Origin of the sequence: Chryseobacterium sp. WG14 (genome assembly GCF_024586945.1) — a bacterium.
Lineage (GTDB): Bacteria > Bacteroidota > Bacteroidia > Flavobacteriales > Weeksellaceae > Chryseobacterium.
In genome coordinates this window covers 503498-528750 of record NZ_JALCZD010000001.1, presented here as the reverse complement: position 1 = coordinate 528750, position 25253 = coordinate 503498, and the positions used below count along the sequence as shown (strand labels likewise).

21 protein-coding genes are annotated in these 25253 nt (G+C 35.6%); 1 reads left to right on the top strand and 20 read right to left on the bottom strand.

Annotation, left to right across the window (positions count from 1 at the left end; all coding sequences use genetic code 11):
* Window positions 1–148: 148 nt before the first annotated feature.
* From MP478_RS02255 to MP478_RS02220, 8 genes are all read right to left on the bottom strand, one after another.
* The gene (locus MP478_RS02255; protein WP_257199465.1) at window positions 149–562 is read right to left on the bottom strand and encodes a ribonuclease inhibitor; all 414 of its coding nucleotides are present in this window, start codon (window positions 560–562) and stop codon (window positions 149–151) included.
* A complete protein-coding gene (locus tag MP478_RS02250; protein WP_257199464.1) occupies window positions 543–4238 on the bottom strand; it encodes a phosphoribosylformylglycinamidine synthase in 3696 nt (1231 codons plus the stop codon). Before MP478_RS02250 ends, MP478_RS02255 begins: the two co-directional genes overlap by 20 nt.
* A gap of 74 nt (window positions 4239–4312) precedes the next feature.
* On the bottom strand, window positions 4313–5755 hold the full coding sequence (locus tag MP478_RS02245; protein WP_257199463.1) for a serine hydrolase: 1443 nt from the start codon (window positions 5753–5755) through the stop codon (window positions 4313–4315).
* Window positions 5748–6728, bottom strand: a complete 981-nt coding sequence (locus MP478_RS02240) for a WG repeat-containing protein (protein WP_257199462.1) — start codon at window positions 6726–6728, stop codon at window positions 5748–5750. The genes MP478_RS02245 and MP478_RS02240 overlap by 8 nt, the downstream gene beginning before the upstream one ends.
* 22 nt (window positions 6729–6750) lie before the next feature.
* The gene (locus tag MP478_RS02235; RefSeq protein WP_257199461.1) at window positions 6751–7767 is read right to left on the bottom strand and encodes a hypothetical protein; all 1017 of its coding nucleotides are present in this window, start codon (window positions 7765–7767) and stop codon (window positions 6751–6753) included.
* A gap of 46 nt (window positions 7768–7813) precedes the next feature.
* Window positions 7814–9241, bottom strand: a complete 1428-nt coding sequence (gene purB / locus MP478_RS02230; protein WP_047486165.1) for an adenylosuccinate lyase — start codon at window positions 9239–9241, stop codon at window positions 7814–7816.
* 388 nt (window positions 9242–9629) lie between these two features.
* Window positions 9630–9770 (bottom strand): hypothetical protein, encoded by a 141-nt coding sequence (locus MP478_RS02225; protein ID WP_153816321.1) that lies wholly within the window; start codon window positions 9768–9770, stop codon window positions 9630–9632.
* A gap of 235 nt (window positions 9771–10005) precedes the next feature.
* A complete protein-coding gene (locus MP478_RS02220; protein ID WP_257199460.1) occupies window positions 10006–10356 on the bottom strand; it encodes an enoyl-CoA hydratase in 351 nt (116 codons plus the stop codon).
* Window positions 10357–11477: 1121 nt separating this feature from the next.
* Here MP478_RS02220 and MP478_RS02215 point away from each other — a divergent pair.
* Window positions 11478–12248 carry a hypothetical protein gene (locus tag MP478_RS02215; RefSeq protein ID WP_257189197.1) on the top strand — a complete coding sequence of 257 codons (771 nt, stop codon included), beginning with the start codon at window positions 11478–11480 and terminating at the stop codon, window positions 12246–12248.
* Between the two features lie 214 nt (window positions 12249–12462).
* On the opposite strand, the gene MP478_RS02210 is transcribed toward MP478_RS02215, so the two are convergent.
* The 12 genes from MP478_RS02210 to MP478_RS02155 form a co-directional block, all read right to left on the bottom strand.
* A complete protein-coding gene (locus tag MP478_RS02210) occupies window positions 12463–12609 on the bottom strand; it encodes a hypothetical protein (protein ID WP_257199459.1) in 147 nt (48 codons plus the stop codon).
* 554 nt (window positions 12610–13163) lie between these two features.
* Complete coding sequence (locus MP478_RS02205) at window positions 13164–13472, bottom strand: hypothetical protein (RefSeq protein WP_257199458.1); 309 nt, start codon at window positions 13470–13472, stop codon at window positions 13164–13166.
* Window positions 13454–13786 (bottom strand): RHS repeat-associated core domain-containing protein, encoded by a 333-nt coding sequence (locus tag MP478_RS02200; protein ID WP_373691659.1) that lies wholly within the window; start codon window positions 13784–13786, stop codon window positions 13454–13456. The genes MP478_RS02205 and MP478_RS02200 overlap by 19 nt, the downstream gene beginning before the upstream one ends.
* 284 nt (window positions 13787–14070) lie before the next feature.
* Entirely contained in the window at window positions 14071–14400 is a 330-nt protein-coding gene (locus tag MP478_RS02195) for a hypothetical protein (RefSeq protein ID WP_257199457.1), read from the bottom strand.
* Window positions 14401–14568: 168 nt separating this feature from the next.
* A complete protein-coding gene (locus tag MP478_RS02190; RefSeq protein WP_257199456.1) occupies window positions 14569–14910 on the bottom strand; it encodes an enoyl-CoA hydratase in 342 nt (113 codons plus the stop codon).
* Window positions 14911–14913: 3 nt separating this feature from the next.
* Window positions 14914–15894: a hypothetical protein gene (locus MP478_RS02185; RefSeq protein ID WP_257199455.1), complete on the bottom strand. Its 981-nt coding sequence runs from the start codon at window positions 15892–15894 to the stop codon at window positions 14914–14916.
* Window positions 15864–16241, bottom strand: a complete 378-nt coding sequence (locus MP478_RS02180; protein ID WP_257199454.1) for a hypothetical protein — start codon at window positions 16239–16241, stop codon at window positions 15864–15866. The genes MP478_RS02185 and MP478_RS02180 overlap by 31 nt, the downstream gene beginning before the upstream one ends.
* Before the next feature lie 125 nt (window positions 16242–16366).
* Entirely contained in the window at window positions 16367–16792 is a 426-nt protein-coding gene (locus MP478_RS02175) for a hypothetical protein (RefSeq protein WP_257199453.1), read from the bottom strand.
* A gap of 7 nt (window positions 16793–16799) precedes the next feature.
* The gene (locus MP478_RS02170; RefSeq protein WP_373691658.1) at window positions 16800–17834 is read right to left on the bottom strand and encodes an RHS repeat-associated core domain-containing protein; all 1035 of its coding nucleotides are present in this window, start codon (window positions 17832–17834) and stop codon (window positions 16800–16802) included.
* Between the two features lie 313 nt (window positions 17835–18147).
* Window positions 18148–18573: a hypothetical protein gene (locus MP478_RS02165; protein ID WP_230041349.1), complete on the bottom strand. Its 426-nt coding sequence runs from the start codon at window positions 18571–18573 to the stop codon at window positions 18148–18150.
* A 1-nt stretch (window position 18574) separates the two neighbouring features.
* Window positions 18575–22357 carry an RHS repeat-associated core domain-containing protein gene (locus tag MP478_RS02160; RefSeq protein WP_257199452.1) on the bottom strand — a complete coding sequence of 1261 codons (3783 nt, stop codon included), beginning with the start codon at window positions 22355–22357 and terminating at the stop codon, window positions 18575–18577.
* A gap of 22 nt (window positions 22358–22379) precedes the next feature.
* Window positions 22380–25217, bottom strand: a complete 2838-nt coding sequence (locus MP478_RS02155) for a hypothetical protein (protein ID WP_257199451.1) — start codon at window positions 25215–25217, stop codon at window positions 22380–22382.
* Window positions 25218–25253 lie beyond the last annotated feature (36 nt).

Genomic DNA, 25253 nt, shown 5'->3' with positions numbered 1-25253 from the left:
AGCAACAAGTTGATTGGATGAAGCTACCGTGAAAATACTGAAAACAACGAATCATTACTTATAACCTCCACTCATTACTCATTACTCATTACTCATTTATAACTCTTAACTCTTAACTCTTAACTCTTAACTCTTAACTCATAATTCATCAACCTAACCTCAATCTAATATCCCCATGCGACTCTATAATTTCCACCAGAATTTCAAACAAGGTTTGTCCTTTTCCTTCTCTTAAGTCCTTTAGCTTTTCCTGGGCGAGTTTTATATTGAAAGGTTTTCCCTGTCTGATTTTATTTTCATAAAATTCCTCAGTTGCTTCCAGGCCCAGGTCTTCTCTTGATTTTTCCGATTCTTTCCAGACGATTTCTATTTCTTCCTTATATTCAAATACGCCAAAACCACCATGCAGGACATCATTAAAACCGTCGAGTGTACCTACTTTCCAATCGGCATCTCTCATCAGAATACCTGAGACCTCCTCATAGAATCCTGCTAAAGACGAAAAATGACCGCCATTGATGACGATCATTTTTCTTGTATTGTTATTTGAAGTATTCAACACCGTTTTTGAATATATTGTGATAATTCGCAGTGGGTATGTTTTTCATGAGGCCATCGGTAAAACGTTCCGGGTGTCCCATTCTTCCGTAGATCTTTCCACATGGGCTGGTAACTCCTTCAATTCCGAATAATGAATTATTAGGGTTAAATGGCATACCATGGGCGATGTTTCCATCAAAATCTATGTACTGGGTTGCTACCTGTCCATTTTCATAAAGCTTTTTGATTTCTTCTTCTGAAGCCATGAAACGACCTTCTCCGTGAGAAATAGGGATGGTAAAGATCTGATCTTTCATTCCTTTTAACCATGGGCTTTCATCATTCACTACTTTTACAGTTACCATCTGAGAAATATGTCTTCTGATGGCATTGTGAGCCAATGTCGGAGAATTTTCATCCAGATCCTTAATTCTTCCGTATGGTAACAATCCGGATTTAACCAAAGCCTGGAATCCGTTACAGATTCCGATGATCATTCCATCTCTGTCTAATAACTCGTGAACTGCATTTTTCATTTTCTCGTTTTTCAGAACGTTTACGATGAATTTTGCAGAACCGTCCGGTTCGTCACCTGCGGAGAAGCCTCCTGAGAACGCTAAAATCTGAGATGTTCTTATTTCTTCTACCCAGGCATCAATGCTTTCTTCCAGCAGCTGATGGTTGATATTGATCAGCGGTAAACTGTTCACAACAGCCCCTTCTTTCTGGAATGCATTCAGCGTGTCATACTCACAGTTGGTTCCGGGGAACACCGGAGCAAACACTTTCGGTTGTGCAATTCCGTGTTTTTTAATGATGATATTTCTTGGGTTGACTGAGTTTGATTTCTCATCTATTTCAACCGTTATCTTTTCTTTTTCTACAGTCGGGAAAAGGTTTTCGAAAGTATTTGTATAAACGGACACAAGATTCAGGATGTCAGATTCAAGATTATTAATCTTTACCATTCCGGAATCTTTTACTTCTCCAATCAATTGAAGAGTTGCTGAGCTTAGCTCTTCCTTTGCTTCAATAATCAGGCTACCGATATTTTTTGCTAATAAAGCTTTTTCATCAGCATTAATTTCAGCACCCAATCTGTTTCCAAAGCTCATTTTTGCTAAGGCTACTGCAATACCACCTTCTTTCACTGTTTTCACAGAAACAATTTTTCCGGCTTTGATATTTTCAAAAATAAATTCAAAAGCTTCTTTTAAGCTGTTATAGTCCGGAAGACCACTTTCCTGTGGAATATGGTTGAAGAAGTACAGTTTATTTCCTGCATTTTTCAATTCAGGAGAGATGATATTCTGTTTTTCCCCGTTAGCACAAGCAAAAGAGATCAATGTAGGCGGAACATTCAGATCCTGATAGGTTCCACTCATAGAATCCTTTCCTCCGATGGCTGCTAAACCAAGGTTGATCTGAGCGTCATAGGCACCCAATAGGGAAGCTAAAGGTTTACCCCATTTTTCAGGGCTCTGACCCAATTTTTCAAAATATTCCTGGAAACTAAGTCTGATATTCTTATAATCTCCACCCATAGCCACAATCTTTGCAACACTTTCTACTACAGCATAAGATGCTCCCAATAATGAGTTTTGTTTTGAAATTCCAGCATCGAATCCCCAGCTTGCCAAAGAAACGGTTTTAATATCTTTTGCTCCCAGAATCGGCAGCGTCTGAACACTTCCTTCCATTAAAGTCTGCTGATATTTTCCTCCTAAAGGCATCGCTACGGTAGTTCCTCCTATTGAAGAATCAAACATTTCCAGTAATCCTTTCTGAGAGGCTACGTTTTTATCTTTTAGGATATTCAGGAAGTTCTCTTCTGTGAAAGCCTTAGCGTCTACTTTTACTTCTTCAAGGTGGTTAATTTTTACCTCCTGAGATTTTGAACATCCGTTGGTATCAAGGAATTCTCTTGAAAGGTCAACAATTTTATCTCCTTTCCAGAACATCTGCATTCTCCCTGAATCGGTTACTTTTGCCACTTCTACAGCAACAATGTTCTCTGCTTCACAGAATGTAATGAACTGTTCTTTATCTTTTGGATCCACTACAACGGCCATTCTTTCCTGAGATTCGGATATGGCAAGTTCTGTTCCGTTTAATCCTTCATATTTTAATGGTAATACATCCAGGTTTACTTCTAAGGAGTCTGCAATTTCACCGATAGCCACGGAAACTCCTCCTGCTCCAAAGTCATTTGATTTTTTGATCAGCTTTGTTACTTCCTGATTTCTGAATAATCTCTGGATTTTACGTTCTTCAACGGCATTTCCTTTCTGAACTTCAGAACTCATGGTGTGAATAGAGGTTTCATCCTGTTCTTTTGAACTTCCACTGGCTCCCCCAACACCGTCACGACCTGTTGCACCTCCTAAAATGATGATAGAATCTCCATTAGCTGGTTTTTCACGTCTTACCCAGTCTACAGGAACGGCTCCGGTAACGAAACCAACCTCCATTCTTTTTGCTTTATAGCCTTCATCATAAATCTCAGAAACCATAGTAGTCGCCAGACCAATCTGGTTCCCATACGATGAATATCCGTTGGCAGCCTGTTTTGTAATTGTTTTTTGAGGCAATTTCCCCGGTAAGGTTTTATCTACCGGCTCCAATACGTCTGCAGCTCCCGTTAACCTCATCGCCTGGAATACATATGATCTTCCGGACAATGGGTCCCTGATTGCTCCTCCCAGACATGTAGAAGCTCCTCCAAAAGGTTCAATTTCTGTTGGGTGGTTGTGGGTTTCATTTTTAAACAGTAAATACCACGGTTCTTTTTTACCGTCGTATTCGGCTTCAATCTGGATGGTACATGCATTAATCTCATCCGAGATTACGAGGTTATCCAGGTTACCTGTTTTATGGAAATATTTACCGCATACTGTTGCCAGATCCATTAAAGAGATTGGCTTCAGCTCCCGGCCTAAGAATTTTCTTTTTTCGATATAGTCATTGAAAATAGTTTCCAATGTATGTTTGAACTGGCCTTCAAACTGAATGTCTGACAATTCTGTTTCAAACGTAGTGTGACGGCAGTGGTCACTCCAATAGGTGTCTAATACTTTCAGTTCGGTTTCTGTAGGGTTTCTCTGTTCTGTTTTAAAATAATCCTGAATAAATTTCAAGTCATCCAATCCCAGTGCAAAACCATGGTTGTTATAGAAACCCTCCAGCTCAGCATCATTGAAATTGATAAAATTTTCGTGAATTAAAACTTTTGACGGGAGTTCATCTGCAGGGATATTCAGTATAGACAGGTCTTTTTCCTGAGATTCTACTTTATTGATCAAAAGGTCTTTGATCTTCACCAGATCAGCTTCTGAAACTCCTTCAAACTCGATCAGTTTACCACTTCGTACTTTTGACTTTTCATTTTCCGTCAATAATGCAATACACTGTTGTGCAGAATCTGCTCTCTGATCATACTGGCCCGGTAAAAATTCCATTCCAAAATGAATCGATTTTGCAGGGTTTTCTGTGTGTAAAATATCAGTAACAGGGTCTACAAAAGTATTATTCACTACTTTTTCAAATTCTCCGTTATTCAAGTTGAAAATATCATACACATTGTACACTTTCACGCTTTGAACCGCCGGAACAACCGCTTTTACTTCATCAAAAATTTTTGGACTTTCCACATCGAAAATTCCTCTCTTTTCTACGAAAATTCTTTTGTTATTAGACATTAGATGCCAGATTTTAATATTAGATTTATTTTTCTTTTTACTTTTTCAGAACCAACGCTATGATTCTTTATATCTTACAGCTTCAATAACAGGCTATTGTATTTTGACCCGTCTGTATTGGAAGCATTTTTAGGGGCTGCAAGCCACCCGCTATTATTAATTACAAATTTAAAGGAATAATCTTTTCCTTTTTCAAAATTGGATTGGGGAACTTCCAATTCGAAGCGGTTATTTTCTTTTTTTATGAGCTTAAAATTTTTATCTTCAGATTTCCAGTCATTAAAACTTCCTGCTACAGAAACGGTATTAATGAGTTTTGAGTCTAAATTTTTAGGGTGGATATAAGAAAAAACAACCTTATTTCCTTTCAGGTAATATCCAAATATTTCTTTTTTATCGGATGTAGAAATGAGATCATCTGCTAATCCTGACGCAGCAGTTTGAAGTGCATCTCCTGTATTCATACCACTGATGTTTACAATCATACAAATCCCTAAATTAAGCTCAGGATACACTGTAAACCATGTTTGTGTACCATATGCCCCACCATGCTTGCTTCCTACTTTTCCTTTTTCTGATATGTAATAATTATCCCAAAAATACCCAGACCAACCCTCCTGGCTGTTATTGATATTGCGTTGAGATTCCTGGGTTATTTTATTTTCTGAATCCAGCTCTTCCTGTAAAAATTTCACCATATCTCCCATTGTCGATTTGGTTTTTGAACCTCCGGAACCCCATAAAAGGCTAATGGAAGAAGGCATCAAACGACCGCTGGTATGATATCCATTTGCTGCTACTTCTCCTTTATCAAGGTCCAATTTGGTGTGATTCATCCCGAGTTTTGAAAAGATATTTTCTTTCAGAAGGCTTTCATAGTTTTTTCCATAGATATTTTCCAGGATCAGCCCTGTAAGTTCTAAACTTAAATTGCTGTATCCGTATTTAACTCCGGGAAGGGTATCCGGTTTTACGGTAGCCAGATCTTTCTTAAACTGTTCTTTTGTATAGTTTTCGTTCAGTTTATTATATAGAAAAGGAGTTTCATCAGTCATATTTTTCCTCAGCGCATCATCATTGGGCAGCGTTCTTGGTAATGCTGTTTTATAGGAAATAAGATCTTTAATTGTAATGGGAGTTCCTTTATATTCCAAATTCGGATAAGACCCTTTCAGATACTTACGGATATCATCATCCAGCGTAATCTTTTCATCCAGCACAGCTTTTGCCAATAACTGACCTGTGAAAAGTTTGGTAACCGATGCTATTTCAAAATAGGTATTGTCATCCGCTTTATTTCCTTTCCCTTTATCGAGTTCCCCAAAATGTCTGGTGTATACTTTACCGTCTTTCACTACTCCCACAGATACGGAATAGGCTCCCGAACTTTTGGCAAGCTTTTCAGCATTGGCATCCATTATTGAGTATACTCTCTTTTCGCTTTGTGAATAAGCTTTCACAAATACTAAGGCCAATACAAGTATCAATACATTTTTCATGGGAATGATTCTATTCATTAATGAATTTATTCGGATTATCGGGGTGTTCTTTCTGAAATTCTTCTGCGCTTTTTATTTCTGCTTTCAACCAGTTTTCAAAAGGAATCTTCTTTTCATTAAAATCCTCTATCCCATAAAATGCTTTTCCATCTTCTGAGACCAGGAACTTGAAACGATAAAGCATATCCAAGTCCTTCTTTCTGTGATTATAGGTATTTACCTGATAATAGGGAAAGTTTTCTTTTGGTCTTTCTACAATTTCAAAAAACAGATTCTTTTCATTTTCAGACAGTTTATTGTAAAAATTCACATAATAAAGATCTGAAAGTTTTTTCTTCTGCTTTTCAAAAAACTGAAGGATATTCTTCTCTTTTTCATTGTATTGAAATGGGTTCGGATAATATTTCCCATCTATTTCAACATCCTGGGCTGTTGGGTTTGCCAATGACTGAACGGTTTGTCCTTTGATATTCATCACTCCCCATTTACCTCCTACAATGGACCTGTGTTCTTCATTTGTTTTTTCCCAATCACAGCCGTCACAAAATGCGGCGTATCCATAATTGAAAGGAGATACAAAATCATGTACCGGTTCAATAACTGTTTTTGCATTTCTGTCTACAAAACCTATTTTACCGTTTTTAACAAATCTTCTTAGCCCTTCGGAGAAATAATCTGCTCCGTTGTCATAGGAATAAGGCTGGTAAAGAAGATTTCCTTTCCTGTCAAAAACAACTCCCCAGGAATTTTTTTCTATTTTCTTCTTATCAGCCAGAGAGGCATCAAAAAATATGGTATTATTTTCACCCTCAACAATTTCACCCTCTTTCAATCCTGTAAGATTGATAAACTGTGCAGGAATAATTATTTTTCCTGCCTGGTTTTTTACCCCAACCAAGGAATCTTTGGATTTAAAATAGTGTAAAATTTCTTTCTCTTGGGAAAAAGAAAGTAACGGAATCAGGGAAATGAATACCAGCGTTTTTTTCATGGTCGTTGTGAGAATAGAATGGCTATTCTTCTTTGCTAAGGTCTGCTTTTTTCTGCGTATTTACAAGTACATAATATTTCTGATTGACGTCATATTCAATCGGGTTTTCTGATTTCCATTTTTGGTAACCTTCAAAATCAAATTTATGATCCTTTGGCGGAATCAGTAAATAGTAGTAGCTTTCCATTAAAAATTCATCCATAAAACCTGTACTTCTGAGTTTTGTAAGAAATTCGATCAGATTAGTCGTTTCATAGACTCCTTTACTTGGATTTTGGTTTTTCTCTGTTTTATAATCAATAAAACCATTCAATCCTGCCATCTGATATTCCAGATAAAGCCCGGGAAGCCCAGCCGCCCTTTCATATTTATCAATATTATCATGGGTCCACTTTAATTTATTAAAGCTGCTGCTCAAGGTACTTCGAAGCATCAATGAATCACGAAAAGCAGCTTTAGCAACAAAACTATCCGTGAATTTAGATAATGGATTTTTCTCTACAAGTTTTGAAAGAAATAATTTTTTAATAACTTCTTCATGTCTTTTATCTAAAGCTGAAGTATCTGAGCCTTTCTGAGTCATTTCTGAAGTAAATATCCAGAATCCAGCTTCGTAAATCCTTACATTAGTTAATTTTCCGAGGTGTGAGAAATAAGTACTGATTCCGTTAAGCCTAAATAAACCCTCTTTAATCTCCACAAGTTTATTGGTAACCTCTCTGGGAGCATATCTTCTATCTCTGATGTTTTTAAAATAAAAATTGGAGAGTCTTTCTTCATCAAGCAATCCATTGATCATTTTAAACTTGAACAACAGATCATTATCTTTATTTTCGTATACTACGGAGAAAACACTATCATTTTTAGCATTAGTCAGCAATGCTGTTCGCGAAAGATCATCCAAAGTAACAGGAGCTATCATTCCGGAATGCATATGTTCAAAATTCGTATCAGATTTGATTTTTTTATTCGTTTTTAAATCCTGTGAAAAAATAATCACAGGAACCAATAAAAGAATAACCAATGCACCAATTTTCATATATAGTTGAAAATAAAATATGCAGCCCGAAAGGCTGCACACTGTTTTATACTTTAAGATCGGCCTCCAATCCTATCAGGTCTTTATTTTGGTCCAGAATCGGCTGAACTTCATTCTGAATGAATTCTACCGTCTGAATCGGTGCAAAACCGACAAAGTTCTTAGGATCTAAAACCTCTTTTAATTTTGATTTATCTAATTTTAAAGAATCATCATTTAAGATTCTTTCAATAAGGTCATTTTCTTTTCCTTCTTCTTTCACTTTCTTCGAAGCTTCCATAGAATGAACTCTGATTACCTCATGGATCTCCTGACGGTCACCCCCGGCTTTCACTTCTTCCATGATAATATATTCTGTTGCCATGAAAGGAAGTTCTTCTTCGATATGCTTATTGATTCTGTTTGGATATACTACGATTCCGTTCATAATATTGTTCCAGATCAGTAAAATAGCATCTACAGCTAAGAACGCCTGTGGAATGGTTAATCTCTTGTTTGCAGAATCATCCAGTGTTCTTTCAAACCATTGTGTAGAAGCTACCATGGCAGAACTTGTCGTTAAAGACATTACATACTTTGACAAGGCTCCGATTCTTTCGCTTCTCATCGGGTTACGTTTGTATGCCATTGCTGATGAACCGATTTGGTTTTTCTCAAATGGCTCTTCAATTTCCTTAAGATTCTGAAGTAAACGTAAGTCATTAGTGAATTTATGGGCAGACTGAGCGATGTTACCTAATAAAGCCACCACTTTAGCATCAATTTTTCTGTCATAGGTCTGTCCTGAAACACCAAAAACTTTCTCAAAACCGAATCTTTTTGAAAGTTCTTTATCTAAGTGTTTTACTTTGGAATAATCACCATTGAATAATTCAAGGAAACTGGCAGCAGTTCCTGTAGTTCCTTTTACCCCTCTGAAACGAAGTGTTTCAAGGAAGAAATCTAGTTCTTCAATATCAAGAACCAAACTCTGTAACCAAAGGGTTGCTCTTTTTCCAACTGTCGTCAACTGAGCTGGCTGAAAGTGCGTGAATCCTAATGTTGGAAGGTCTTTATACTGAATAGCAAAGTCTGCTAAGTTTTTCATGACATTCACTAACTTTTTCTTTAAGATCAAAAGTCCGTCACGGATCTGAATTAAGTCTGTATTATCTCCTACAAAAGCTGAAGTAGCTCCCAAATGGATAATTCCCTTTGCTGAAGGCGCCACATCACCATAGGTGTGAACGTGAGCCATTACATCATGACGGAATTTCTTTTCATATTCTGCTGCTTTATCATAATCGATATTTTCAGCATTCGCTTTCAACTCTGCAATCTGCTCGTCTGTAATCTCAAGACCAAGGTCTTTTTCAATCTCAGCTAAAGCGATCCAAAGCTTTCTCCAGGTACGGAATTTATTGTTATGTGAGAAATTAAACAACATTTCTTCACTGGAATAGCGCTCTTCCAATGGATTTTTGTAGGAATTCATTCTTTCTTTTACTTTTAGATGTACAAAAATACGGTTTTTCAGTGAGAGATGAAAATCCTGTTTTTATGATTTTTAAACCATATTCCGAATCAGATAAAGGATTTCATTTATACTTTTGCCTTGAAGGCAAAAGTATACAAAAATTCAAGACGGGAATCATCCGCTAAAAATTTGATTGTACTCCTAAGATTTCCAAACTCGCATGGATCATACGATTCTGCTTCGGTTTTATATTATAACCCATGCTCAGACAGTGGAAATTTTTTAACGGATTACCTTCAAATTTTCTTAACGCTCCTGGTTCTTAAGTCGATTAGTGGATAGGATACAAAATAGGCTGTCCATTTCTGAGACAGCCCCGTTCTTTACCTTATTTTCATGAATCAAATTAATCAATAAGTCCACATGGTGATCCTACTGAGATACATTTTTTCACAAATGAACACCAAAAGTATCCTGGCAGACACATAGGTATTCCTCCCTGAACTGTTTTCAATTCTCTTTTTGAAAGTTTTCTTAGATTTTTCATAGTCTTAATTTTTGATTTTTCTCCTACTCTATATGCTTTTCGGATTACGCTTTAATTTGGTACTCCCAATATACATATTTTTCAAATATAAAAACATAATCCATTCATTTCATATTATTTACAAATTAAAATTCGCTTGGTGATTATTTATACTTTACCTTGAAACCGAAGCTTGAGTGATTAAATTCGTCAACCTTTTTTTAGAGCTAGCCAATTTGCGGGAGAGCAGGATATTCTAAAACAGCACATTTCCATTCTTATCAATTTCAGCTTCCAAATATTCAATAACTTGATCCCAATTTTGACCTAGATAAAACATTCCACAATATTGATCACCTGAAATACTTACGAACCTTGAGTTATTATCCAAACAATTTTCCAGACTTGAAACTAAGATTTCTATTTGTTGTGCTAATTCATAATTCTCATTTCTTTTAGCTGAATAGTTTCTGATCTTATATATTCCGATCAGATTTTCCCTTTCAAAATTATTACTGGTACTTATTTTAATTGTATAGTTTTTAATATCATCAGGAAACTTTCGTTCTTTTTTAATTAAAGTAAAAACCTCTTCAGTGGCTACCATTGGCTCTATAGTTTATTATTTGATAAACTTCCCAGGTTAGAATACAATTAATCACTTTAGAATGTAAAAACCTCACTTTTCGTGAGGCTTTGTTATAGCAGCTCAAAGTTATAAACTTTGCGCAATTAAATATCAAATGCTCTTGTATCTTATAGCTTTGGGTTAATAAATTGCAGCTTTTTTGTATTAGTTTTTAGGACTAGACATCCGGTGTAGTCCTGATTTTTTGTAGGTATTACCTTAAGTGCTCTTTTTTTTAAGAATTTTATTTTGATCGTAATTATTATATACAACTATACTACCCTTCTGAATATTTCCATAAAAACATCCGAAACTATGATTGGTACCAGAAAGCCTATTGAAGCATTGAATCAGTCCGTCATATTTAACAAGTCCACCATCCGTTGAGATTATACCAGAATGAAACATATTGTCCATTAGCTACAAAATATAAAAAAGAATTATTACCACAATTCCTTTACGCAAAACCATTTTCAAAATTCAATATCCAAGTTTAGTAAATTTAACATAATATCTGTCTACAACAATAGAATTAATTCTACGTTTTTACAAACAAAATCGCACGCTTTTTATTTTAACAGATTGTTTAGAGCCTTTATCTTTGCTAAGAAATATTATCTGTTCCCTTGCAATAATATTTTTATCAGATTCTAAAGACACAAAAATATACAAAGATTTAACAAGAATGATGGAAGAAAAGCTAATACCATTAAAATATGTTGACAATAGAATTTTATCTTTCCCAAAACAATCTACTTAGAAGAATTTATCAGGCTGCTGCTATGAAAACTGATTTTAGTCCTCCCAAAATTTCGCATTCAAAACACGATTAAGAATAGTCTGTGATCATTTTATATCCCAAAAAGTCTCTGTGAATATTTATTTTAAGAAATACAAAAAAAGCAATGTAAAATCTTATGCATTGAAATGAGAATTGCAGAATTTGTCATAAAATTAAATCATTTATAAAATTTTACACTTTTACCCTGTATTATGCAACACCAAATTGCATTTTCCAAAAATATTGCCCAAAAACTATAATGTTAAGACAATACAATTTCTGACTAAAACTATAATTATTCTAACCTAAATTTTACATCATGAAAAAAATCCTACTCTCTATTGTGATGCTTACCATCATTAATAGCAATATTATTTACGCCCAGACAGGAAATGTGGGTATTAACACACCTATGCCAGCAAATACACTGACGGTCAACGGTAATACTTCTATAGGTACTGCGTACATTAATACTCCCGCACCTGCAAATGGGGCCATTATTGAAGGAAATGTGGGAATAGGCACTGCTTCTCCTACTGCAAAATTAGATATTAGCGGTAATATCAGAATAGCAGATGGAACTCAGGGTGATGGAAAAATTCTTACATCTGATGCCAACGGAATTGCGAGCTGGCAACCGGCTCCAGGCTCCACCATTAGTGGAGCCAACAACCTTTCTCAAGATTTTACTTTTATAACTCTTCCTACAGCAGAATTTATACCAGATACCCCGCTAACCTTAAATAAGGGAGTATATACTCTTTATTACTATGTACAGTTCGATTATTACAAGGCAGGCAGTACTACTGACTACAGAGTATTAGACCCAGCTGATTTAGCAGGTACTTTTCCAAGATGGATTTACTTTGATTTTATTACCAGCTCGGGCTTTGCTGAATTCCCAAGCTATGGCGGAAGTAATTATGGCCCTCATGTAATTCCTATTATCAGTACCTTTCAGGTAGCAGCTAAAGTTAGCCAGGTTGCTATCGTTCACCAGGATAATACGGTAATACGCCCAAGGTTTCATGGTTTTGCTGCTTATGGAAGAATATCCAATCTAGGCCCGATTCTTGCGGTAAAAATGTAATGATCAATATAATAAATAATATAAACTCCTGGCTGTAGTCGGGAGTTTTATGCTTCTCCAATATTTGGAAAGAAGAATTCAAAGGTCTTTCAGGACGAGACAAACCTTAAAATGGTCACTGATTCCTGTTTAAATTGACCACTGAGAATGAAATCAAAAAAGATGTCAAAGATCGTTTTTTGAGATTATAAAATAATCGTTAGATTAATTTCTATCAGAACCCAAAGTTCCATCCCCAGTTAATCCATCTATTCATCCCCCAGGTTCCTACTTCTATTCCTTTTTGATATTTAGAAAAAAAAGCCGAAAATAAGATAATTGCCACTATTATTGCAAAAATATAAAGCTTCTTTTTTTTCATAAATTATTGAGATTTTATTATAAATTTAGTGTAAAATTTAGTGCAAACAAATATGAGTGACATTACTTTTAGTTTTTCCTTTTGGGAAATCCTCTTCTTTCTTATTGGTTCAGCTTGGTATATTAGTTTACCAATTTCTATTCTTTTAGGATGGTTAGCTTTGAATCGAAAATTTAAAATTATCTGGCGAATCTTTTCTGGCCTAGGCTGTGTTATCCTTTTTGTTGTTGTATTTTATTTTCTCTATTGTTTCGGTTTCTAGCAATTTGGCCTAGTGACCATATAGCTGCTAAAACGGCAACTTTTTTTGAATGTATCCATTTCTTACCTACTTATCCAATTTCACATCTTCTATTGTAATTGACTTCTATTATCCAATTTCCAAAGTTCATGATTTGATAATTGGAATAAAATTCTGATTCTCTTACTTCTTTTTTTAGTTTATAAATTTCTTCTTTCTCTGATTTATTTTTGCAGAGTGAATTTTATTTGTATCGTTTTTTGAGATTTCAAAGCCTTGTTTGTAGTTTGCTCTTTTTCGATTGTTTATGTTATTAGGTATTTTGCATTGCATAACACATTGTCTTTGTTGTAGGTTCTATAAAAATGTATAAATTTCCATCACACCAAAAGTTTAATTTTTCGAAATATTCTTCCATCCCTTTTGTTGGCTCAACGTTGCTAAATGTCGCTTCAATATCACTAAAACTTCCTAATTGATACAAAAATCTCATAGATTTTCCACTTTTCGGACATTTTGGAATTTCCGCTTCTTGTAGCCAATCTGGTTGGCCACAAATTCCTATACTTTCAAATTCGTCAATTTCTTCTTTTTCCTCTAAACTTACTTTAACCCTTCCCAAATAATTTTTGAGTTTTTTGTATTTGTCCACGTAGTTCCGGGAGGAGCGTCCAATAGTTCATCTATAAATGCTTGTGATACCATTCCGTTGGGATCAAACAAATTGATCGGATTATTCATCACATAAGCATAAGGAGAATGAGAATAATAACTTTCTGCTAATTGGTCTATACCATTCCATCTGGCAATATCCGGCATATATTCTCTCCAGCCATAGCTGTACATTCCGGTTTCCTGTAGTTCCTTGCCGTTGTATTTATTGCTTTTATAGCTACCCTGGGCAAAATAGGAAATCCCTGTTTTTAAATGATTCATCCCGAATGGATAGTAATCATTGGAATCTGTAATCTCAAGAGCTCCAATGCTGTTTCTTCCGTAAGAAACCCTTACATTTCCCAGCTGGTCTATGTACTGGTAAATATCTTATAATCCCCAATAATAAACCCAAAAACATTTCTGGATTAGAGTTCTGTTTAAACTGCAAATCAATCATTTTAAAATGTAAAAACCTCACTTTTTGTGAGGTTTTGTTTAAAGTTATAAACTTTGCGCAGCTAGGGGGCACAAAAAATGCTATTACTTCGACTTTTCTATCTATCTTAATTATCATAAAAAATTATTCCCAGAATAATACTGTAATCTTCACTACTAAAAATAGAACAACTTTTCTTATTTCCATCAATATAAGATAATCGTATATTTTCTAAGTCTGAATTTTTCATCTCTTCTACAACCTCAGCTAATCCTTCAAAATGATCTCCCCGATAAATACTAAAATCTAATCGGTCATTATAAATATCATATAAATGTTCTCTGGCTTGAACGAAAGAGTCTAAAATACTTTTTTTTGATTTTAGACTATTTAAATAATCTTTAAGCTGTTTATCATCTTTAAGTTTATAAATTTTAGTAATTATTATATCTTCCATAACTATTATTTTACATAGAACCAGATTTTGAAAAGTTTTGTTAGGTTTCTCACACATAACCATTAGTAAAGATAAGTAATGAGATCTATTAAAAATGTCACACGAAAGGATTCGTGCGGCAACGGGAAGGTTAATCTATGCTTCAATAATAAAGTTTGAAATCTTTTACTAAATTCCAGTGCCATTATTAATATCATTTTCTAAATATCCAATGACCCTATTCCAATCTTGGCTTAAATAAAACATTGCAAAATAGTTATTATTTGAAATATCTGCGACTTTTAAAAATTTTTCAGAATAATTTTCTAATCCATTAAGAAGGTGTTGTATTTGCTCTGTCCGTTTGTGATTTTCCTGACGGATGGCTATACCTTTCCTTATATTATAGATGTTAATTAAATGATCTCTTTCAAACGTACCATTACTTAATCTAATTTCATATTCTATGAAATCATCTTTAAGATTAATAGTTTTTTTTATTATATTAAAAATATCTTCTATTGTTTTCATACTCTACGGTTTTATATGTTGTACACCAGCTCTTATCACTGGCCCAAAAATCAACCATTCTCTTTCTTGCATCGAATTCCCTGTTGGTGATACATTTGGAATGGCATTAACACCTATTTTAAATCTTTTAGATAATACAACACCAGATGATGTTCCATAATTTGTTGCAAAATCTCGTGCTACATTTGGATCTGATGTCCATGATGTCCAAATCGAATAATTATCTCCTCTTGCATGATCATCCATATCCCAATGTGCTGTATTTCCAGCTCTTAAACCATTAGGAATTGCTATACCAAATAGAGCTTCATTATATTCAAGCTGTACTTCTGTATATGCATTAGATGAAACACTTCTATATAATAGTATCCCATTTTTATTTACATTTTCTCCAGATATATCAACAGGTATTGTTAGAAGTTTTGAATTAGCAGCAAATTGAGTATCCCCCTTTAACATTAATGGCAATCCCCAAAGGCTGCGAGTTAAGACAGTACCAGCACCGGCGGCCGCGGCATTATAAAATACCTCTGCATTTATCTGAAGAATCTCTCTAATCTGCTCTGCTCTGCTAACCGTAGCACCCGGCAAAAACGTTGTAATTCCTGCACCTTTATTCCCATTAAAAATACTGCTAAATAAATTACCAAGAGCTTGCCATAAACTTGATTTAGAATTTCCAGCTCCATTAGGGTCTGTAAAAGTACCATCAGTATTAATTGTTGTGCCATATGCAAGGCCACTACCACCTGCCCCTCTTGGACCACCATTATAACTAGTAAAACCAGAACCATTATTAAACCAATATGAATTCGTACCAGCAGGTGTAGCATCCCATGATTCCCGCCAATTAAATGGCTCTGAAGTCCTACCGTCAGGATCAAACATATTAATAGGATTGTTCAGTACATATTCGTAAGGACTGGTAGCAAGATAACTTTCCGCTAACTGATCTATACCATTCCATCTGGCAATATCCGGCATATATTCTCTCCAGCCGAGCTGTACATTCCGGTTTCCTGCAATTCCTTGCCGTTGTATTTGTTGCTTTTATAGCTGCCCTGGGCAAAATAGGAAATCCCCGGTTTTAAATGATTCATCCCGAATGGGTAGTAATCATTGGCATCTGTACTCTCAAGAACTCCAATGCTGTTTCTTCCGTAAGAAACCCTTACATTTCCCAGCTGGTCAATGTACTGGTAAATATTTTTATACCCCCCCAATAATAAATTCAAAAACATTTCTGTATTAGAGTTCTGTTTAGAATACAAATCAATCACTTTAGAATGTAAAAACCTCACTTTTCGTGAGGCTTTGTTATAGCAGCTCAAAGTTACAAAATTTGCACAATTAAATATCAAATGCTCTTGTACCTTACAGCTTTAGGTTAATAATAAAATTGCAGCTTTTTTATATTAGTTTTTTAGGACTAGACAAATTTCAATACTCTATTATATTAATACATTTTAAGAACATACTTTTGAAGTAAATAAACAGATCCAAAAAAATTAACTGTAATACAAATGGCGATTACCCACACAATAGTAGTGCCTGTTTGATTTTCTTTTTCAGATAATTTATCAAATTCTTTGTTATACGTTTTCCATATGTCTGTACGCATAAAGGCAAAATAATTAATAATAGAAAAAATGATAAGAGAAATTAATAAAATAGGACTAATCATCTCTATACTTAATTTTTTATCATTAATAATAGAATAATAATTCAAAAAAGAGCCTATAATCCAAAGTTCAAGAGTAAGAATTACTAATCCAGCTTTAAAATCAGTCCAAAATTTACCTCCTACTTGTTCAGATGTATATTCTATTGATCTATAAATTTTATAAAAAAGATAATAATATGCTTTTTTTATTTTCTCCATAATTATTTCATTTTGGTTCATGAGCTCCAAACACATTAATTCTATAGGGTCCTGCCTGATTAAATCCTTCATCTAATCTTCCTTGAACAAAATTACCATCATCAAACAGACCTGGCCACGCTCCTGGATAAAAACTATCTACCCCGAAATATACTGTACTAAGAGAAGCTCCAATTGATCCACCCCAATTTCCTACAGCCCCAAATCCTGTATTTATAAGAGCTTTTCCTAGTGATACTTGACCAGTTGCCATTCCACCTATGTCACTTATAACACCTATTCCAAAAGAAAAATGACCGACAAATCTTGCAGTTCTTGCAATTCTAGAAACAGGTTTTGTTGCATCAGTCATTGCCATCTTACCAAATTGGCTTAAGTTTCTACCTGTTAGTTGATAATTCCCAGATATTCCTCTTCTGACTCCTTGTGAATACATTTGATCAGAGTCAACAACTCCAGCAAAACCACTCATAACCCCTGCAGTACCAAAAAACCAATTACCTTTTCCTGTAAGGCTATACCAATTACTTGATACATTCACAGCATACTTCTCCATATGACTTCTAAACTGATCAGCCCAAGTAGATTTTTTTCCTACAAGAGGAACTTCAGGAATTTCAAAGCTAGGTCCATCATTCGGATTCTTCTTACCAACTCCATTAGCCATATTGCTATATCCATTGTAATTGGTTGGGTTTCCGTCATAATCCATCTGTCCTCCCCAATTATTGGTAAAGCCATTTCCTGTGTTTGTCCATGTAGTTCCGGGAGGAGCATCCAATAATTCATCTATAAATGCTTGTGATACCATTCCGTTGGGATCAAACAAATTGATCGGGTTATTCATCACGTAAGCATAAGGAGAATGAGAATAATAACTTTCCGCTAACTGGTCTATGCCATTCCATCTGGCAATATCAGGCATATATTCTCTCCAGCCATAGCTGTACATTCCGGTTTCCTGCAGTTCCTTGCCGTTGTATTTGTTGCTTTTATAGCTACCCTGGGCAAAATAGGAAATCCCTGTTTTTAAATGATTCATCCCAAATGGGTAGTAATCATTGGAATCTGTAATCTCAAGAGCTCCTGTGCTGTTTCTTCCGTAAGAAACCCTTACATTTCCAAGCTGGTCTATGTATTGGTAAATATCTTATAATCCCAAATAATAAACTCAAAAACATTTCTGGATTAAAGTTCTCTTTAGAATGCAAATCAATCATTTTAAAATGTAAAAACCTCACAAAAGTGAGGTTTTGGTATATTAGCTCAAAGTTATAAACTTTGCGCAGCTAGGTATTGAAAAACCAATACTCGAATTTATTACCAACACGTTGGAACATTACCCATCTTCGGGATTATTTTGAATTTTCAATCCGCTCTTTCTCAATTTCTCTCTGCTTAAAAATTCTTTCCCGATTAATACTTCCAGAATAAAATGCTAAAAATAAGGCAAAGCCTGCAATAATGAAAAAGTATAAATAATACTTTATATGGAAGTCTCTAAAGGAATCAAATTTTTTAAAATCTTCATTATATATATATATCCCAACAAAAAAACCTACAATAAAATATAAAAATACATACTGCCAGTAAGGAGTATCAAATATAATAGTTTTATCAAATGATATATATATTAGTTCAAATGCAAAGTATAAGATTATACCAAATAATAATGTAAAAACTAACCAAGTAGCAACTTTTGCAGATATTCTGCTTTCTTTATCAACTTTATAATAATACCAATATATATGGTAAAATAATAACTTTATAAATCTAATCATCTTAAAATAGGGGTTTACCATCGTTACCATATGTTTCATAAAGTGCCATTCCTGCAAAATAACCTACCGATATCCAGGCTGTAGCAGGAAAAAAGCCTGCAACTCCCATCACTCCATCAACAACGGCTCTAGTACCTGATATATTACCTTTTCCATATTGATACAATGTATTAGCAACACCCACAGCACCAACTACTCTTCCTCCCCATTTCAAAGCCGTTGAAGCTGTCTCCAAAGCTTTAGCAGAAAAAGGTAGTTTTGTACTTATGGTCTCTGCAAAGATACGACTTTTTGTAATGTTTGAAGCGCCATTCCAGTTTGATAATCCTTTTTCAGCTACTGTAGAACCTGCCTGTATCATTCCCGCAAATTGTGATACTTTAATTGGATTATTTTGAATCCAGTCAAAAGAATTATCTAAAAAAGAATTTGATGTACTATTAGAATTTGAGGAATTCAAATCCAGCTTCCCAGAATATCCTACTATCCCTTGCAAGTTTTGGTAATTCTGTCCTCCTGAATTAGTATATCCACTGGCAGGTGCACCGTTTGTCCAATAGGTATAACTAAGCACGCCGTTTGTTACAGTACCGTAGTAAGAATTAAAATTACCTGCATAGTCTACAGTAGATCCTATTCCATATCCTGCTGTTAGACCAGCAGTTCCTCCTGTATACACAAAATGTCCTCCGCCTCCGCCTGAGCTTGATCCACTATTTGTCCAATAAGAATTCGTCCCATCGGGGGTATTATTCCACGTCTCTTGTAACCATGCGGGAGCCTCTTCTAACCAAGCCTCATTTTTCCTGCCATCCGGATCAAACAAATTGATCGGATTATTCATCACGTAAGCATAAGGAGAATGAGAATAATAACTTTCTGCTAACTGGTCTATACCATTCCATCTGGCAATATCCGGCATATATTCTCTCCAGCCGTAGCTGTACATTCCGGTTTCCTGCAGTTCCTTGCCGTTGTATTTGTTGCTTTTATAGCTGCCCTGGGCAAAATAGGAAATCCCCGTTTTTAAATGATTCATCCCGAATGGGTAGTAATCATTGGAATCTGTAATCTCAAGAGCTCCTGTGCTGTTTCTTCCGTAAGAAACCCTTACATTTCCCAGCTGGTCTATGTACTGGTAAATATACTGATCTTTTGCATAATCATAAAATCCTTCTGCGGTGGCAAAAAACTGAAGATCCGGAGTTTTAGGAGCAACCCTTCTTGTTTCATCAATTGAAAAAGCTTCCGGCTCCATGGCCCTGCCGGATAAAGAAAACATCTCTATGCCGGTGCCTCCCCCTGTATCAACATTTTCAGTGGTCAGATACTGAAAGCCATCCAGGTAATCTGTCGTTTTTTTGGTAGTAGTAGATCCTACAACGCCTGTTATACTGGTACTGCTCTCTTTTCTTAATTTTGTTCCGTCTGCCCTGTATAAGGTCTTTACCGCAACAAGTTCATTACTGTTTTTGGTCATAAGCATTTCAGCGGGAAGATCAAGGAAATTATATTTGACAGACTGTATTCCTTTATCCAGCATAGTAAGCATATTTCCATTCGCATCATAAGTGATGGGACCTCCACCTCCTTCATAGCCGGCAAAATTTTGAGAATCATCAGTAATCTTTATCGCCTGATTCCCCGTATAGGTATAGCTTAGATTATCTATTACCGTTGCGGTAGTACTTCCGGATGCTATTACCGAAGTCCTGTACAGGCTATTGATATTCCCGTTCAGATCATAGTCTAAAGATTCCGTATTCTCTTTACTGTAAGGATTATTCGGGTTTTGGTAATATCCTGCCTGAATCCTGTTCATACTGTCATATGAATATCCATATCTTTTTGGAGTCAGGGGTGGATTTACTCCTACTGTTTCTACAGCTCTCCAGTCGATCTCCGCAATGCTGCCGTCGTATTTCGGAGTCACATTCTTTCCTGAGAACTGAACCTGATCGGGATTATCAATCCCTTCTTTTTGTCCGTATTTGATTCTGTAAGCAAATAATTTCCCACCCAGATCAGCTAGCCCCATCTGGTTTTTGTTAATATCTGTCAGCCAGCCCCGGACATTATAGGTATAATCAATACTCTGCAGATTGTTTCCTACTTTTTTGTTGATCAGTTGAGAAAGTTCATTATAGGTATTTTCTGTCAGCAGTTCCTCTGGCTTAGTGTTTACCTGATGATAATGCTGTTTAAGTCTTTTCTGTGCATCATAGATGAACCGTTCTTTAATAGTTACCCCAGGTTCATTTGCTTTACGGGCATGATAGGTAAAGGTTTTTTGCGGTGTTCCGGAAAAATCCAGTTGTATTTCGGTCTGTGTAGACCCTCCTAAATGATTGTTACCAAAGGTTCCAATTACCCTTCCTACGGTGTCATACCAGACAAATGAAGACGACCAGCTGTCATTCTCTATATTCTTGGTATAGCTTGCAGTAGGAAGTGTTTTTGTGCTTCTCACTGAGCTTAGACCGTTAGAAACAATAGTTGTCGGAACAGACGCTAAGGTGGTTTGGTTTTGTATTAGTGCCGGTTGGTCTGGTGATCCTACAGGATATTCATCATAATAATCAACACTCAGAATCGTCATACTTTCTGTTGGGAAAGCTGTTTTTGTATAGTAAATATCCATCCCGTTAAGGGTAAATGGAGTGGTACTTTGAGTTTCGTTATTGTTGGCATTGGCAGACATATTATTCAATGCAGCCTGCATTCCAGCTCTTTCCGCTGTATTAGCAAAGAACCCGGTATAAACTGTTCTTCCGAATTTGTCATACTTCGTAAACAGCCAGCCTCTTTTGGTAAAATTATTGCCTGTCGTTCTCAGATTAGCATCCTGAGAAAGCACAATGCGGCCCTGCTGATCGTATACCATGTATTCCCAGCCTTTCCCAGGAAGCTTTGTCTCTACAACCCTGTGGTATTTATCATATTTATACTGGTAGCAGAGCTGGTCCTGTAAAGCTGGAGTTAATGCTGAGACTGAAGCTTTTGGAGGGATCACCAGCGAAAGATTGTCAAATTCATCATATATAAGATAGGTGTCTAAATTTTCTATAGTTCCATTAGCCTTTTTGTTGATTTTCCGGGATAAAAGCGTTTGTTTTCTGGAATTAGTAAATACCTGGGTTTCGTTATTATTCTCATCCCTGGTAACCGTTTTATACAATGTATTGGCATTATAATACCCGTTGGTGGTATACGCGTCATTGGGAGCTGTAATGATAGAGACATCATTGATTTGAGCCGATGCATTCCAGCTGGTTACCGCTTTATATCTTTTAACCTCACCCGTATTGTTGGATAGATACTCTAACTTCTGGGTATGAATACCGTTCATCTGCCACTCAGCTCCTGGAGCGGCTGCTTTTACCGCTCTGGATAAGGGAGATTGCTCATACTGAATTTCTGAATAGGCATTGGGAACCCCATAATAGGCATTTATTGAACTTTCTCCTATTCCCGGAATATAAGCTCCATTTTGACTGTCTACTGGCTGAGGCATAAAATCTTTGGTCTTCCTGCCTGACTGGTCATACATAACCGGAACGGCTACATCTTTGCCATTGGGAGATGCTTTAATGGCAATACTTTGGGTAGTTCTTCCCAATCCGTCAAAATACTGGACTCCCTGAATCTGTGCAGCACCAGGCTGTTCTGAAGTAACAGGCTCTAAATAGGTCCTGCTGTATATATAGTTTTCTGTAGTTGTTAAACTTTGCGCATGAAACAAAGCCACAACAAGAAAAGATATGATTGATATTATTTTTTTCATAGCTGATTAATTGTATAAATTATTATAGCTGCGGCTTTGTATTGTATTTATAATCTTTAATAATATTTCCATTAACATCCACTACTGAAGTTAATTTCCCGTTTTTATTATATTTATAAATCTCCCTCATACCGCCCGGAGTTGTCACTGAAGTGACTCCAATTAAAGGATCATAGGTATAGGTAGTAATGATGAAATTCTTTACACCAGGATTACTTCTGAAACTGTCTAATGCATTCATGAGAGTGACTTCAGAAGAAGCATCTACATCTGCATTGGACTTTAAAACAATATCGTCGGCCAGGGTTCCGATATCTGAAAGTTTTGCCCCTTCAATTTTGGCAATAGGAAAACTTTGATTGTACCCCCAAATGATAACCGACGGATTTCCTCCTGCAACATCAGGATTGGAGGTCATTTGCTTTATATTTCCTTTGGAATCGTATTCGTCATACCTAACCACTGTTTTTATACTATTGTCATTAGGATTGACAGCGATCACGGAAGATGGATATAGTCCAATGGAACCATTGTATTTCACTTCTGTTCTTGAAATGACCTTACCATTATTTTTTATTTCAGTAATTACAGGAACTCCTGTCATATTAGCATTCTCAAGATTTTGATACCCTGCTAATCCTATAGGATAGCTTATGTATTTTTCTGAAATACTACCATCCGACGATGTTTCCTTTACAGAGGCTACTCTAAAGTTCGTGGTATTAAACTCAGTTTCTACTTTGTTTTCTACATATTGGTTATTATCCTGATAATTCTTAGTTGTGATTTTTGAACTTTTCAGGTAAGCCTTTTTAGTAAAACCTCCCTCCACAGCTATATCCGGAAAATCATTTAACGTTTCAAAACTAAAATCATAATGAGAGGCAGAAACCAGTTTATTCTGGGCATTGTATGCTTCGTTCTTTTCCTGTACACCCGCTTTGGTTATATTATAATAAGGCCAGAAACTTACTGTGCTTCCATTATGGGTATATGGAAATTTAGGATAATCATTGGGCGTTTTAAAATAATAGTTGGTATATCCATTGTTTCCACTATTCGTCACTTTTACATTTTTATATAAAACAAAAGGAGTACCTACAGTCGATGAACTTTCTATTTCAGGGTAAAAAATAGTACCACTTACACTGTTCGGATCGCTGAATACATTGTAACTATAATCGGTTGATTTCTGTAAGGCAGGATTGAATTCAGAATTGTAATATTTCACATTCTTTATACGGATTCCCAACTGTGGATTATTGTTACTGGCATTTCTAAAAGGAGCCGGAATATTTTTTATTTCCTGAAGGGTCATCTCTCCATGGCCTCCGGTACCTGACATTGTAATAGTATAAGTACCCGGGTAAAGGTCGAAGTTTTTTAATGACCTTGCATTTCCTTCTAATTCAGGATCATTATAGTTATAGCAGGTATAGGCAGATCCAGATCCTCCAATAGTATAATCCACAAAAGAATCATCAGCAAAAACAGGTTTATATTTCGTCGCTTCAAAAGTTATATAGATCCTTTTTAATACTCCCGGATCTCCTGTCACCTGAAAAGTATAAGTATTGGTTTGTTTGGTGTCAACAGCTATTCCTTTAAATGTACTCATGTATTGCACACTGGGATCGTTAAAATAGCTGGGTGTTGCATAACCAGGAAGACTTTTATTGGTATAGTATTCATTAGCATCGTAATTATACTCTACCATTCCTCCTGTCGGCATAACCATCTTATTAAGGGTTTTTACAGCATATTGGGCTAAATTTACGCCCTCTGTAGCATTACAAGGATCTCCGGGACCATAACTGTTTTCAGGTGAGAAATAAGGCATCTGGCTATAAAGCAACTTAGTGGTTTCCAATGGCGGCCCCGCTGGATTTTCTAAATTTATTTTATGAATACGGGTGAGGGTCCTCTTATTTGCACCTTCATTCGATCCAAAAATACTGTATCCCATCATCATGTAATCAAAACCATATTGTCCTATTACATTTCCAATACTATTTTTAAGAGAAACTTTTGTAATACTATAAGGATCATTCATTGTATTTTCCAACGTCTGATCATAATTATAATCAATAACAATAGACCCTAATCCCGGAGATGTAATATTCTTTACCTTACATATCTGATATAAAATATTAGTACTTCCCGGTACCATTTTATTCTCTTTTTGATATTCAAAACCAAGTAGCGCCACACCGGCAGCATTTTTAACCTGAGTAAGATAAAAAGCTGATTTATACAAGGTCCCACTCGTAATGGCATTTCTATAACTTCTACTCTGACCGTAGTCATTGAATAAATACTTAAAACCATTACCATCAGTTATAGTAAAGGAATTGATAATTAAAGTAGCATTATTGCTATTCCTGGTATACTCAATCTTAACATTATTAGGAGTTAGGTTAAGTACTTTAAAAGTATTATCATCTGTATTTCTTTCTATTTTGAATTTACCTGATATTCCCGGAAGATTGTAATAATAAACGTCATTAAATTTATTCTTTTGATAATACTGCCAACTGGCATCATCATATCTTTCATCCAATTCATCAACTATTTCTCTTGAGATTACTCCTCCGGAAAACATCGTCCATCCCATACCAACCTCACTACCTGCCTGTGTTTCATTCATATTAGCCGGATGATACTGCAGCAATAAATTCGCAGAAATACTCTTGTCATTAGTTAGCAGCCTTAGTAAAGGATAATTAATATCCGGTATTCCTGTTGCCAAAGATATGGGTGATTCAGTATAAGTAGGTAATGAAGATACTGAGGGAACTGGTCGTGGCAGATCTCCAAAATTAATATCTCCCTGTTGAGCATTTACTATAATGGACATCATAAAATTTATGATTATCCCTTTCATTAAAATAGAGTT